Raw genomic sequence first — 14,353 nt, forward strand, 5'->3', positions numbered from 1 at the left:
AACAAAATCAAAAAAGGAGTTTTCACTTACAAATGAAGATCTCCGTCATTTTCCACCTACCATATTGTTACACAGTACGAATGATCCAGATGTTCCTTTTTCCATGTCGCTAACAGCTAGCCAAATAATTCCAAATGCACTTTTAATCCCTATTGAAAAGCAGGAGCATGACTTTGACCGGAAAATAACCAATGAAAACTTGAGTTACTACGATCGAATCGTTAATTTTACCAACACAGTCAAGTAAGTCATCTGAAGCTTGAAAGCTAAGAGTCCTATGAAGTTCATGTGGCTCTTGGCTTTTTTGGTAAAAAAATAAACGCAAGCTCTCCTGCGTTGTATACTTTAATGGCTGTACAATATCTGTTGTTGGTAATAGATTTAATCTATTATTAATGACAGATTTTTTGTATCCTGTTATTAAACAAAAAAGGCGGGCATTCCCTGCCCGTTCATTGAAATCATCCACCACGAAGATTTTTCAGAAAGTAGGAAATGCCCTTATGAATGATGATACTACAAAATTATTACTAAACATAGCTGATGACCATCTTAGTAAAAAACTCACTAACCATCAGGTTAACGAGGCTCTATTAATTTCTATTTATAAGCACGCACATATTTCGTATTGGCGGTAATATAACCACCAGCCACGCGGTAACGTAAAGTACCGCGTTTGGTCATACTGTTACCATGCGAATAATCATAGCCGTAAACCTTTAGCGTCCGGTCTTTAGCAATCACATGATTCTTTTTGGTGAAGTTGACGTTGCCATAACGATTCAGTGTGCGTTTCGTTTTAATGGCCTTCACCTGTTTATGACGACCCATGTTCACCAATTTCCGGTTGGCGGTAATGTAATCACCATTAGTTAAGACATACCGCGTCGTCAAGTTATGTGTCACAATCGCTTTGACATGTAAAACCGTGCCTTGACGGTAGTTTTTGGCGCGTTTGGTTAGGTTAGCCTTACGATAGGCATTCACACCACGGGGATTAATCACGGTCACGGTTGCAGGCTTCGACACATAGTAAACCGGGCGGACATACTTTTGGTCGGCCGTAATGTAACCCACCTTACCATCAGTCTTAGAAGCATGGTTGACATCTTTAACTTCATATCTTAACCGACCGTTTGAATCACGGCGATACCCCGTGACAACAAACATTGGCCGGTAGATTCGTGGCTTCTTAGTGTACCAAACACTTCGCTTAGCAGCTGAGAAGTTGGTCGATTGATACAGCCCAATCTTATTGATGGCATAGACGACCGAACCCTTAGTAGCGGCATAGTTTGGCAGGTTAACGTGACCTGACGAACTAGCCGATGAAGATGAAGTTGGCGTACTTGAACTGCTGCTGGAAGTTGAAGATGTCGATGAGCTTGAACTACTCGAGGTTGTCGGTGTACTTGGTGTACCCGGTGTCATTGGAGTAGTTGGAGTTGCCGGTGCTCTATTATACCAAAAAGTTATCGCCTGTGGCATCTTGTCAAGTTTAATACCTTTAACTACATTTCCATTCATATACTTTGTAGTATCATCTCGGAGATAGTTGTAAACGCTAAATGGTTTACCGGAAAACGTCACAAGATTAACTAAATTAATCAAAAAGTTATCTGGATCGCTATCTATATCCGAAGTCCCTAACCCATATGCAGATGTTAAAAACTCTTGGCTTGAAAGATCAGTATAGTTCAGCAAAGACGTTGTTGGATCATTTCCGAAAAACTGATCAAAGCTTTCCTTGAACTTTTCATTCTCTAACTCGTTAGGAGTTATCCCCATAACTTTCTGCGAAGCGGAATCAAGTGCGTTAATTATACTTTCAATTGATACAGAAGCTTGTTGATATTCTATGCTGTTACTTTGCTTTAAAACATAACCCTTAATTTCTGGAGCCATAATATCTTCTAACGCATATTGATATGTCTCGTTTTCGCCCAAAACAACTGGTTTTTTAATATTTAAACCTGTCTTAGAGTTTTTGTAAAAAATTCGCACTATTTGCGGATTAGTTATACTCAGATAATCATTATTAAAATAGTTGGCACTTACCGTACCACTCACAAAGTTTAAAAGATTCGGGTCTTTATACTTAATTTGAATAGTCGATCGTAAGTGATTATTTTTATCCTCTGGTTTTGTATCAATAGACGTTTGATTAACCATACTTTTTTTAAAAGGAAAAACAAACGAAGCTCCCAAAGACTTGCCAACTAAGAATTGATTTGACTTAACGTCGCTATTAGCAATATGTTTACCGTCAACATTAATACTATTCAGAGTAGGTGGCTGTTTGGCAGGAATTTGTGGCTTGGCAGGAATTGTATAATGATAGAAAGTTGTATTTCCATTAATTGATGCATTTGCTTCTGTATCACCTTCAGAATGCCATGCCGCATCTATCGATATTGTATCTTGTACATTGTCATTGCCCTGTACACTATCTAAACCTTGACTAAAATTAAAATCTAGTAACGGTTCCTTTTGCCAATTATTCCAATTAACAGGTTTAACAAGACTGTTATTGCTGTGAAGATCCTGTATTTCGCTTTGTTTATTACTATCCGCAAAAACTGTTGAATTTAATAAATTACCAGCTTTTGAATCAATGTTAGAAAATGGAACCAGTAAAAATCCAATTGCTATTGTGATACTTAACAAAGTCTTGTCCAATTTATGTACCTCCATGAGCTCTAACAATTATTAATTCTAGCACTTTATGGCTAGAGTTTTTTCTTCCAGAGCAATAAAAAAACTATTTTATTTCGTACTCCTACAGTATAGTGCTACCAACAAGTTATTTAAATAGCAAATTTTATAAATACATCAGAATAAAAAAGGATTGATTTAAAACTCAAGTGCAACACTAATCAACTGCGAATAGTTGGTTTAGTTACTCGGCCGCGATAATTGATTGATGAATGCTTTTTTACACTATAGACATTGACCCACTCCCATATTTCATTCGTGCTTCTGCCTCCTTTTAATTTTCTCGCAAATGTTTCTTAACAACATTTTGAATCCTCTTTATGGAGTACGCAATCCAACATAAAATAATACAAAACAAGCGGCCAAATAACCGTATCTAATAACTATAGGTGATCAAGAATGGAATTAAAGGCCAAAATTGGATATGACAAAAATACACTTTTGTTGTTTGATACGGGCGAAATCATTTGTAGCATTGAAAATGGTAGCGTAGATCTATTTCGTGATTTAGCCAATTTATTAGATGACTACGAAGCCCTTGAAGAATAAGTAAAGTGGTCCAAGTACAAATTTAAAGAACATTACCTTTTAAAAAATCCCATAAAATCAGTATTCAAAAGTGCTGATTTTACGGGATTTTCCCTTTACGGTAAGGATATTATAAACTTTTAACTACTATCCGCGCTTTTCTAGAACAAAAGATATCCTCCCAGTTATTTTTCAAGCATTTAATCAGACGCCCTGTCATGCTTAAGATTAAAGAGCTATATTTCATGCCAAATCAGATCACACGCTTTTATCAAAATAACCCCATTACCGTTCGTACCCCAGCATAGGCCATAAAGACAACCACGATCCAACCAGTCCACGAAAGCCAACGCGGATGACGATATTGGCCGCCCATGATTGACTGTCTATGTGATGCAACCAACAATATAGCCATTGAAATTGGTAAGACAAACCCGTTTAACGCACCAACTAAAACCAAAACTTGCGCTGGGTTACCGACAAAATAAAAGATAGCCGTTGAAATTGCAATAAACCCAATAATAAAAGAGCCGCGGTATCGTTTAAACACCGCTCCGGCCTGATCACTGACTGCGTAATCAAGAAACGAAGTCGAGGTAAAGGTTGAACCCAAAGTTGAGGACATCCCCGACGCAAACAGTAAAAGGCCAAAGAACTTGTAACCAAAATTTCCAGCCGCATGTTGGAAGATCGATGCCGCCGGATTAGCCGGATCCAACTTGAATCCAGCCATGACAACAGCTAATCCGGCTAGAAATAGCATAATTCGAATCACTGAAGCAATTCCAATGCCGGTTAGGGCACCTTCGTTGACGTATTTAATGTCTTTAACGCCTTGCGCCCCACCTTCAAGCAGCCGATGGCCACCAGCAAACGAAATGTAGCCACCAACCGTCCCGCCGACGATCGTAACAATCGAATAAAAATCAACTTTGGTCGGGACAAAAGCATGGGTTGCAGCAGCCTGAAAGGGAACCTTAGTAACCCATAAAATATATAGTAAGATCCCAATTTTGATGACTGCCAAAAGCTGAACAGTTCTATCCATCACCCGCATCGCATTGCGAACAATAAAAATTGAAATCGCAATTACCGCTGCAATAATGGCACCATTCTCAGGTGAAATACCAAATAAAACGTTGAGACCTAGGCCAGCACCACCTATATTGCCGATGTTAAAGAAAAAGCCACCGACTGCAACCAAAAAGGAAAGGAGATACCCCAATCCTGGAAAAACATCGTTAGCGATAACTTGAGCCCGTTTACCGGCAACAATAATAATTCGCCAAATGTTCAATTGGACAATGATGTCAACCAAGATACAAATCAAAATTGCAAAGCCAAAGTTGGCCCCAAGTTGGCCGGTAAACGTAGCCGTTTGTGTCAGAAAGCCGGGGCCTACCGCGGCCATCGCCATCAAAAAAGCAGCGCCAATTGCAACGCTTCTTATATTGGAATTTGGGTTTACCCCAGGGGTTTTCTTATCAGCATAGGCATCTTTTCCTCTCTATGCTTTATACACTGTTCATTTTTTCTTTAGCGTTTCAATGTCAATCTTCTCCTGATGGAGTCGTTTTACCAACGCTTTAACAATTGCCAAGGCTTGATCATTATCACCATGAACGCAAATTGAATCAATTTTTAACGGAACTGTTTCCCCGGTTATTGCTGTAACGGACTGATTTTGGATCATTTGAACCGTCCGATTTGCAATTTCTTCCGGATCAGTCAAAACCGCATTAGGTTGCGTTCGAGGAACTAAACTACCATCAGCTTGATAATTGCGATCGGCAAAAACTTCTTCGGCTGCTGGCAGATGATAAAATTCAGCCGCTTTAATAAGCTGACTATTGGCTAAACCATAGACGATTATATTTGGATCGACCATTTTAATCCCTCTACAAATCGCCTTTGCCAGATCAAGATCTTTACCAGCTGCATTGTACAAAGCACCATGCGGCTTCACATGATGTAAACGATGGTCGTGGGTAAATCCTTCCAAAGCGGCCACCTGATAAACAATCATGTCGGTTACGGATGCCAAATCCATTTGCATATAGCGTCGTCCAAAGCCATCTAAATCTGGGAACGCCGGATGTGCACCAACGCCTATACCAGCTTGTTCGGCCAATGATACGGTATGAGCCATGACGTCAGGGTCGCCGGCATGGAAACCACAGGCAATGTTGCACGCACTGATCAATGGAATAACCTGTTGATCTTTTCCTAAGTGATAACGACCATAGCTTTCTCCTAAATCACTGTTCAAATCAATTGCGACCAATAAAATCGCCCCTTCCTCAATATTTTAAAGTTGCATTAACTACATCCGTCACCAACATGTGACCCGGCGCATGGGTAATTACCAAGGGCGGCTTTGTTTGCATAATCACGTTTTGTGGGGTAACACCACACGGCCAAAAGACTGGCGTTTCACCTTGATTAATCGTTACCGGATCGCCATAATCCGGTTTAGTCAAATCCTTGATACCAATTGCTTGAGGATCACCAATTTGAATTGGCGCCCCATGGACTTTAGGCATGGCCCCGGTAACTTGAACGACAACTGGTACCTGAGCTTCAGGAATTGGCCGCATGCTGACAACCATCGTCCCATTAAAGTTGCCAGCCGATTTTAGTGGAATATTGGTGTTAAACATTGGCACATTTACATGCTCCGTAATGTTACGAACCTCTATGCCAGCTGCTATCAGTTCCGCTTCAAAAGAAAAACTACAGCCGATCAAAAAGCTGACAAAGTCTTCCTGCCAGATATCCGCTACCGATGTAACTTCTGAAGTTAAACTTCCTTGGCGATAAATTCGATATTTGGGAAAATCATTTGCCAAATCAACATCTTGGGCAAAGTCATTTAACTGCGACTACCGATATCACTAACCTCAAGTACCGGACATGGTCGCGGATTTCGCTGCGTAAAAAGCAAGAAATCATACGCTAAATCACGCGGTAAAATAACCAGGTTGGCCTGCGTATAACCAGGGCACAAGCCACTAGTCGGCCCAGTATAATCGCCTTGTCGAATGACATGTCGTAATTCAGTCGGCGACAGTTTTGCTAAATCCGGTTTCATGCTTGATCACTTCTCTTTCTTTGAAGTTGCTGCTAATTGCTTATCCAGCCAATTAACATCCGTTGTTAACTTTTGAAAGGCTGATTCACTTAAAATCTGAGCTAAGACATCCAGATTGGTTTGTACGCCACTGACGACGGTTTCATCAATTACTTGCCGCATCTGCCGTAAAACTGCCGGTCTGGTATGACCGAAGACAATTATTTTAGCAATCATCGCATCGTAGTATGCCGGAACCTGGTATCCTTGATAAATTGCGGTGTCAACCCGCACACCATATCCACCCGGCAGATGTAAGCCGGTAATTGTACCCGGCGTTAAAGCATTAAGTCGGCATTCCATTGCAAAACCATTTATTTGAGGCCGACTTTGCGTCAATAGATCGCCAGCTGCGACCCGTAATTGGGCAGTCACTAAATCAACACTGGCTGTTAATTCGGTAATCGGGTGTTCAACCTGAATTCTGGTATTCATTTCCATAAAGTAGTATTCTCCGGGACCGTTATATAAGAATTCAATGGTTCCCAAACCAACATAATGGAGTTTTTTTACAGCCTGCTCACAAATTTTCAGCATTCCCACTCGACTATTCTCATCCAAGACCACAGCCGGCGCTTCTTCAATCACTTTTTGATGGTTGGTCTGAATCGTACAGTCCCGCTCACCAATTGCAATAACCTGACCAGCCTGATCAGCAATTACCTGAACCTCAATATGACGTGGATGCATTAAGTATTGCTCCAGATACATATGATCATCGCCAAATGCTTCCCGAGCCTCATCTTGAGCTGCACTAAAACCAGCCGTCAATTCGCTTGCTGAACGAATAACCCGCATCCCTTTGCCGCCACCGCCAGCACTCGCCTTCAGCATAATGGGAAAACCGATTTTACGGGCCTGAGCTTGTGCATCAGCTACTTTTTGAACAGCAGCTGAGCTGCCACGGACAACTGGCATACCGGCATCCTGCATGGTCTTTCTAGCCATTTCTTTGTCACCGAGTAAGGCAATGACTGCTGAATCTGCGCCGATATAAACAAAGCCACTTTCGACAACCCGCTTTGCAAATTCAGAGTTCTCTGATAAAAAGCCATAACCGGGGTGAATCGCATCCGCACCCGAAAGCTTGGCGGCTTCAATTAAATTGGTCATATTTAGATAACTTTTTGTAGCTTCAGCAGGACCAACACAGACCGCTTCATCGGCTAGTTGCGTGTGGAGCGCTGTTTTATCGACTGTTGAATACACAGCTACCGTTTGCAATCCCAGTGTTCGACAGGCCCGAATGATTCGAACTGCAATTTCACCCCGATTAGCAACCAGCACTTTGTGAAAGGGCCAATCAGCAATTGTTTTATGGAATCTGAATAAACGAGTCATTTTTTGCAACCTCTTTTTAAAAATTTAACTTTCGATTAATACTATCATCAAACCAACCGTCTTTTTAAAATAGCTTCTGAATTCGTTGGGCCGCGCTTCTAGTTTTTTCTATGGGCAATTTAAATCGCTGATTGAAAAAATGAGCTTGCAGATCGTCAAGTCGATGGTGTGCCGTTAGTAGCGCCTTTTGAGCTGCTTCAAGGGAAACCAACTCAAACTGGATTCGTTGTTGATCCCGGCACTGGACAAACACACGTAAATCTGCAGAAATAATCACTGCAATAATTGGATAGCCACCGGTCGTCTGTCGATCGGCTAAAAGCACAATTGGTTGACCATTTGCGCTAATTTGAATTCCGCCCAACACTGTTGCTTCCGACAGCATATTGGCAACCCCAGTTTTCAAAGGCTTACCAGACAGACGGTACCCCATCCGATCAGTTTGACTGGACAGCTGGTAAGTTTGAGAAAGGAACTGTTGTTGTGCTGATTTTTCAAATTTAGTCCATTGAGGTCCTTTCACTACACGAACTTTCAATGTCTGCGCAGAAGTTGGCAACGTCAGTGGTTCGGCCAGTCGATGTGCGAATGCCGGTAGTGTGTAAACCGTCTTAATCGGTAAATGATCACCGCTCATTAGTGCTCGTCCATGATGGCCGCCAATACCGATACGTACTGTAGTCGCTCTACTGTCCATAACCGTTGGCTCTACAATCCCGCCAGCAATGGCTAAATAACCATACCGGCCCTGCCGACAAGGGCCGATCCATAAGTGATCGTTCTGATGAATCTGAAATGCTCGATTAGCTGAAATTGACTGTCCATTTACTTTTAATGGAAAGTCACCACCAGTAAAAGCAATAAAGGTGGTCGTGGTGAAGATCAGGTCACCCCCCAGCAATGAGAATTCCAAAACCGCCGCATTATCTTTATTGCCAACTAAAACATTAGCAAGCCGAGAAGCCAAACGATCCATACTACCGGAGGATGGGAATCCATCAATCTGATGAGTGGGCCTTCCCAAATCCTGAACGGTTGTCTGTAAACCTGGCTTGGATACAACAATTTCAGGCATTTTTCTGCACCACCTTCACCTTGTATCGCCCAGCTTGATCAGCCGCTTTAATTTTTTCGAACTGTGTCTTAGAGATTGGTTCAAATTGAACCAAATCGCCAGCGTGATAAAACGGTTCCGGATGATCAGCATCATACAACGTCAGCGGAGTTTGGCCAATCAACCGCCAGCCGCCTGGAGAAGTAACCGGATAAAAACCGGTTTGAATTCCGGCAATGCCAACACTGCCAGCCGGAATCTCAACCCGAGGTTTAGTCAATCTTGGCATGGCAATCTTATCAACCACACTGGCCATATAAGCAAAACCGGGTAAAAAGCCTAGAAAATAAATCAAATAAGGTTGTTGTGTATGCAACCGGATAACTTCTTGGGTCGTTGTGCCGGCAAATTCAGCTACGTCGGCCAAATCCGGGTTAAAGGGCGACTCATAACATACCGGAATCTTTAAAATTCGTTGCAGCGGTAGTGGCGCGGCAATTCCGACATCAATGATTGGTTGCAGCTCCTGCACCAACTGCTTGTAAGTCTGATTTAACCCATCAAAAGTTACCATTAACGTATGATAGGCCGGAATAACGGCTTGAACACCGGTCAATTGGGCTGCCAAAATTGTCTTTCCCAAAGATTGAATTCGTCGATTAACTTGCGCATCAATCTTGTTAGCGAACTCAATTGAAAGGGCCTGATCTCCTACCGGAATTATTCGATAAACGGTCAATTACCCACCTCCTCATTCTTTAAACAACGCATAAACATGAGAAAAAATCACGATAAATTCAATTTATATTAATATAAAATGATAATCGGTTTAAGTAATAAAGTCAACTTAGTTGTTAGGATTTATAACATGCATTTACATATTATAAATAAGAAACATAAAAAATAAGACCAGCATTTTTTCTAGAAATGAAAATGTTGATCTTATTTTTAAACATTGGGGTAATGCAAAAGTCCTTTTTCGAGGATTTATAACATTCTACCATTTACACTAGGGTTCAAAAACCATTAATCGTTGTCTTTACGAGCAGCCAAGTCTCGCATAATTTCTGGATATTTTTTATCAAGATTGTACATGAGCAATAATACAATTTGTAGAATATAAATGACAATTGGAATATAAATAAACAGTTGGTAAATTGAATTCATCGCACTGTCTGGTTGCGCTGATAAGGCACCATTATAGTGTCCCCACGCAAGTACCCAACCGGTTAAAGCGGTTCCTAAGCCAACACCAATCTTTTGTCCCAAGCTACCGCCGCTATACAGTAAGCCTTCAACCCGGACATGTGTTTTCCATTCACCATATTCAATTGTATCTGGGAACATTGCCCAAACACCACCAAGAATTGGAACTTGACCAACACCTTTAATAATTTGGGAAGCCATGACGACTGCAAAATTGTCCGGTGAAATCAAAGTGAATAGATAGCCAAAAATGCTCAAGATGGATCCCCAAAGCATAACTTTAGTTTTGCCATATTTAACAAATAAATGGGAAACGAAGATAAAGCCAATCAATACAGGTGCTAGATAGCCAATTGTCAAAATACCAACTAACGAATCATTGTGCAAAACATACTTTGCGTAGTAAATTGTGCTCCCTTGGTTCAGGGCATAACCAATACTGTAGATGATAAAGAAGATTGTCGCAATCCACCAGTACTTATTTTGAAAAATAGCCTTCAGGCTCACCTTTAATGGAATCTTTTCGGAAGCAACAACCTGTACCCGTTCTTTCTGTGACTTAAATACAATCATGAATAGTACAACAGAAATTGCTGATAAAATCGTGTAAGTAATCACCCAACTCAACTGTTTGTTGCCAAATAGATCAACCATCGGCATCGTTGCATTGGTCACAATTAGAACACCAACTTGCGCCATAAACATCCGAAACAGGTTAAACTTCTCACGTTGATGTTGGTCTCGGGTTACTAATGAATTCAGCGTTCCATAAGGAATTGCAATTGACGAAAATGCAATCATTAACAAGTTATAGGAAAGAAAAATGTAAATGATTTTGGCAACTTCTGACCAGCTGGCAGGTACCGCGAAGATAGAAATAGTCAGAATTGCAAACGGCAAAGCGCCGAACAATAACCAAGGTCGTGCTTTCCCCCAGCGACTATGGGTTTTATCAACTAAACCACCGACAACGACGTCGATAATGCCGTCAAACGATCGAGAAAAAAGCATTAGTGTCCCAATAATTCCCGCTGAAATACCAATTACGTCAGTGTAAAAGAACACGACAAACATGCCTAATGAGGCAAAGGTAAAGTTGATTGCCATATCTCCGAACCCAAAACCAACATAATCTTTAAAACCAAGGTTTTCTTTAAATGAAACTGCTTTTTGATGTGTAGCGTCCATCTATGACATCACCTTTCCAGCGGCCGACTACTTAGCAACATCAAACGTTAAAACATTCCAGGAAGCCTTTGGCAGTGTTAACTGATCGAGACTTTCGTTCTCCGTCGATAATTTAGTCGGAATAACGTTATCAGGATCTTCAAACGTATTAATCGCCTTTAAGTCGTCTCCGGTAAAGGTAATGTGTTCTGCTAATTTAATGGAATTAAACCCAGTTAAATGAAGAGCCAATGTAGATGATTGCTTCAAATCCGAATTTAAGGCAAAGACATGCAACTGCTGGTGGGCTTTGTCATAGACCGTAGCCGTTTCAATTACCGGAATCTCACCGTAGTCAGTGGATTGAGTATCACTTTCAACATGGGGTTTTAAAACCTCGCCTCGCCCATACTTGGTTAACAATTGAAATGGATAATAAATCGTTTGCTTGAGTAAGTGACCGGCTTCATCTGTGGTAATTGGCGAAATAACATTTAACAGTTGGGCTAAGCAGGCAATTTCAACAGCATCAACGTTATTTAAAATCGTAATGCCTAAACCACCAACAACCAAAGCATCAAGCAATGAATACTTCTCTTGGAGGATTGCCGGGTGTTCTTCCCACTTCTTAGCATCGGTTAGTTCAAAGGTTGTCATACCATTAAGATCATCCAGGCTATCCATCTTAATATCCTGCATGTTCCAAACATTCCATTCATCAAGGCAGATTTTAATATCCTTGTCTTTGAACTTAGGTTGCAGAGATTTCGAATAATTCAAAACGTTCTTGGTATTTTGAATATGATTATCTAATTGCTTCCAGGAAGCTAAAAAGTTTTGCGTTCCCTGACCGGAATTCATATTGTAGTTATGCGTTGAAATGTAATCAACATATGGATAAAGTTGCTTCATAATCGTTTCATCCCACTTGAGATAAGTTGGCAACATCTCGTAACTACTCCCACAAGCTACCAATTTGATATCCGGATCAACCCATTTCATCATCTTGGCAGCTTCACGGGCCTTGTCAGCGTACTGAGCCGCACTCATATGCCCGGCCTGCCAGTCGCCTTCCATTTCATTACCCAGGCACCAATACTTGATATTGTAAGGTTCCCGATGACCATTTTTAATTCGTAAATCGCTCCAGTAGGTACCCGAATCATGGTTGCAATATTCAACCAACTCCGCAGCGCTCTTAATCGTCCCGGTTCCAAGGTTAACGGCAATCATCGGCTCCACGCCAACTTCTTTCGCCCAGACACAGAAATCATCAATTCCAAACTGGTTGGGTTCAACGGTTGACCAGGCAAAATCCATCCGTTTTTTACGGTCTTTCTTAGGACCAATACCATCTTTCCAATTATAGTTAGAAACAAAGTTTCCACCAGGGTAGCGAATTACACCCAGGTTTAAATCCTTAACTGCTGCTTTCACATCATTGCGAAAACCATCCTTATCGGAAAATGGTTTGTCAGGGTCATAAATTCCACCATAAATTGAACGACCTAAATGTTCCGTAAATGAGCTCCAGACTTTGGGATCAATTGTGCCAATTGGAAAAAGTGTATCGTAGCTGTAACTTGATTTCATTGTTAATTATTCTCCTCAATAAATTGAATTTTATGAGGCCTCGTATCTTGTGCACATTTTCATTATATGAATTATAGATAGCGCTTTCAATACCGATTAGTATATTATTTTGAAAACATCTGCTTTTTAATAACTTTAAAGTTGTTTAAATAGACATATAAAAACCATTTAGATTTTAAAGACGCACTATAAAGTTATATAATAAAATAAAAACAACTAGAAAGTTAGGTGACATTTACCAATGTTATTAGATATGAGTGATCATTCCTTACCCGTTTATAAAGCCCTTTCGAGTCCAGCTAGATTAAAAATTATTCGCTTGTTGGCCACTAAGCCATATAGCATTAAAGAATTGTCAAAAAAATTAGGCATCAGTCAAACCATTACCCTTAGACATGTTAATCAATTACGGGCTGCTGGACTGCTTAAATTTACTAAGGAAGGTAAAAGCAAAATTTCACACTTGAGTGTTGACGATATTAAGATCCAATTTCCCAGCCAAATTCAGTCTTCATCCCTAAGCTCACATCAGGTTGATATTCCAGTAGGTCTATATACCGATTTTAAAGTCGAACCAACCTGTGGATTGGCTGATTTGAATGGCTTTATTGGAAAAGTTGACGAGCCAAAATACTTCATGGCGCCAGAACGACGAAATGCGCGAATTATTTGGTTTGCCAAAGGATACGTCGAATACGAAGTTGGCAACTTTCTTGAACCAGGTGAACAGGTTCAAATGCTCACTTTGTCAGCAGAAATGGGAAGTGAAATTCCAATGTCAAACGAGGACTGGCCATCTGATATTACATTTACACTGGATGGAAAAAAATTAGGAACTTGGACCAGCCCTGGTGATTTTGCGGATACCCGTGGCAAATTCACACCATTATGGACCCCAGCCAAATTCAATCAGTATGGCACCCAGGTAACGTTGATTGTCTCACACGATGGTACTTGGATTGCCGGTCAAAAAATCAGCAGCACCACGATTGACAACCTTACTCCACTACCTAGTCGGATGAAGCTACGAATTGGTATCGCTCGAGATGCCCAAAATCAAGGTGGCTGTACGATCTTTGGCAAAGGATTTGGCAACTATGATCAGGAAATGCGCTTGACATTATATTGCTCATAGATTTTTACCTAATTTTCAAAAGGCAGATATTTTCCATTATAAATAACTGGCTTTTACGTATTAGAAAAAAATAAAAGAAATCAACTCAGTTTAAAAAACTCTGGTTTCTTTCTTACAGTGGTTTGAACATTAGTTTAAAACCATTATTTTTAAATCCAGTTATTAAAAAAATCCCATAGAATCAGGTATAAAAACGCTGATTTACGGGATTTCCGCTTTGGGATAGGGACGTTATAATATAGTTTCGCCTATTGTTCCATCCTCACCTCTTTACTGATTAAAAATAGTTTTCAACTCCATTGCGTTCATTTCAGCTCATTAAAAAGTCGAATTAGACGTTACGTGTTTTACCATAACTTATAAATTGCTTTATAAATCCAATTCTGTCTTTCGTTGAGAAAACCTTAAAATCATGTAATAAACAACTCCAATTAATAGCCAGGAAATGCCGATTTCTTTGGCCAATGGGTCCAGATTGATCAGA

At 40.6% G+C, this 14,353-nt stretch carries 10 protein-coding genes and 2 pseudogenes; 3 read left to right on the top strand and 9 right to left on the bottom strand.

Annotation, left to right across the window (positions count from 1 at the left end; translation table 11 throughout):
* A pseudogene (locus JCM14108_RS15580) lies at positions 1-247 on the top strand (alpha/beta hydrolase); the annotation flags it as partial.
* 353 nt (positions 248-600) lie between these two features.
* Here JCM14108_RS15580 and JCM14108_RS15585 read toward each other — a convergent pair.
* Positions 601-2,679 (bottom strand): DUF5776 domain-containing protein, encoded by a 2,079-nt coding sequence (locus JCM14108_RS15585; RefSeq protein ID WP_235807037.1) that lies wholly within the window; start codon positions 2,677-2,679, stop codon positions 601-603.
* A 435-nt stretch (positions 2,680-3,114) separates the two neighbouring features.
* On the opposite strand from JCM14108_RS15585, the gene JCM14108_RS14720 reads away from it, so the two are divergent.
* A complete protein-coding gene (locus JCM14108_RS14720) occupies positions 3,115-3,264 on the top strand; it encodes a hypothetical protein (RefSeq protein WP_156654895.1) in 150 nt (49 codons plus the stop codon).
* A gap of 250 nt (positions 3,265-3,514) precedes the next feature.
* Here JCM14108_RS14720 and JCM14108_RS12395 read toward each other — a convergent pair whose 3' ends face one another.
* The 8 genes and pseudogenes from JCM14108_RS12395 to JCM14108_RS12430 all read right to left on the bottom strand — a co-directional run bounded on the left by JCM14108_RS12395 (position 3,515) and on the right by JCM14108_RS12430 (position 12,734).
* Positions 3,515-4,660: an NRAMP family divalent metal transporter gene (locus JCM14108_RS12395; RefSeq protein WP_081759907.1), complete on the bottom strand. Its 1,146-nt coding sequence runs from the start codon at positions 4,658-4,660 to the stop codon at positions 3,515-3,517.
* A gap of 108 nt (positions 4,661-4,768) precedes the next feature.
* Entirely contained in the window at positions 4,769-5,527 is a 759-nt protein-coding gene (locus JCM14108_RS12400; RefSeq protein ID WP_035181223.1) for a 5-oxoprolinase subunit PxpA, read from the bottom strand.
* Between the two features lie 16 nt (positions 5,528-5,543).
* Positions 5,544-6,334, bottom strand: a pseudogene (locus tag JCM14108_RS15590) (putative hydro-lyase).
* 6 nt (positions 6,335-6,340) lie between these two features.
* Complete coding sequence (locus JCM14108_RS12410) at positions 6,341-7,714, bottom strand: acetyl-CoA carboxylase biotin carboxylase subunit (RefSeq protein WP_051996171.1); 1,374 nt, start codon at positions 7,712-7,714, stop codon at positions 6,341-6,343.
* A gap of 64 nt (positions 7,715-7,778) precedes the next feature.
* Positions 7,779-8,789 (bottom strand): 5-oxoprolinase subunit C family protein, encoded by a 1,011-nt coding sequence (locus tag JCM14108_RS12415; RefSeq protein WP_035181224.1) that lies wholly within the window; start codon positions 8,787-8,789, stop codon positions 7,779-7,781.
* On the bottom strand, positions 8,782-9,507 hold the full coding sequence (pxpB, locus tag JCM14108_RS12420) for a 5-oxoprolinase subunit PxpB (RefSeq protein ID WP_035181225.1): 726 nt from the start codon (positions 9,505-9,507) through the stop codon (positions 8,782-8,784). Before pxpB ends, JCM14108_RS12415 begins: the two co-directional genes overlap by 8 nt.
* Positions 9,508-9,794: 287 nt before the next feature.
* Positions 9,795-11,162 (bottom strand): MFS transporter, encoded by a 1,368-nt coding sequence (locus JCM14108_RS12425; RefSeq protein WP_035181227.1) that lies wholly within the window; start codon positions 11,160-11,162, stop codon positions 9,795-9,797.
* Positions 11,163-11,189: 27 nt separating this feature from the next.
* Positions 11,190-12,734: an alpha-N-arabinofuranosidase gene (locus JCM14108_RS12430; protein ID WP_035181229.1), complete on the bottom strand. Its 1,545-nt coding sequence runs from the start codon at positions 12,732-12,734 to the stop codon at positions 11,190-11,192.
* Between the two features lie 241 nt (positions 12,735-12,975).
* On the opposite strand from JCM14108_RS12430, the gene JCM14108_RS12435 reads away from it, so the two are divergent.
* On the top strand, positions 12,976-13,869 hold the full coding sequence (locus JCM14108_RS12435; protein WP_035181231.1) for an ArsR/SmtB family transcription factor: 894 nt from the start codon (positions 12,976-12,978) through the stop codon (positions 13,867-13,869).
* The last annotated feature ends 484 nt before the right edge of the window (positions 13,870-14,353 follow it).

It is taken from the genome of Lentilactobacillus farraginis DSM 18382 = JCM 14108 (assembly GCF_000583655.1).
In the GTDB taxonomy this organism is placed as follows: domain Bacteria; phylum Bacillota; class Bacilli; order Lactobacillales; family Lactobacillaceae; genus Lentilactobacillus; species Lentilactobacillus farraginis.

Bases quoted from the DNA above. Each gene is read 5' to 3' on its own strand.
- JCM14108_RS12430 (WP_035181229.1), bottom strand. From the start codon at position 12,734: ATGAAATCAAGTTACAGCTACGATACACTTTTTCCAATTGGCACAATT.
- JCM14108_RS12395 (WP_081759907.1), bottom strand. From the start codon at position 4,660: ATGGCGATGGCCGCGGTAGGCCCCGGCTTTCTGACACAAACGGCTACG.
- JCM14108_RS14720 (WP_156654895.1), top strand. From the start codon at position 3,115: ATGGAATTAAAGGCCAAAATTGGATATGACAAAAATACACTTTTGTTG.
- JCM14108_RS12410 (WP_051996171.1), bottom strand. From the start codon at position 7,714: ATGACTCGTTTATTCAGATTCCATAAAACAATTGCTGATTGGCCCTTT.
- JCM14108_RS12435 (WP_035181231.1), top strand. From the start codon at position 12,976: ATGTTATTAGATATGAGTGATCATTCCTTACCCGTTTATAAAGCCCTT.
- JCM14108_RS12425 (WP_035181227.1), bottom strand. From the start codon at position 11,162: ATGGACGCTACACATCAAAAAGCAGTTTCATTTAAAGAAAACCTTGGT.
- JCM14108_RS12415 (WP_035181224.1), bottom strand. From the start codon at position 8,789: ATGCCTGAAATTGTTGTATCCAAGCCAGGTTTACAGACAACCGTTCAG.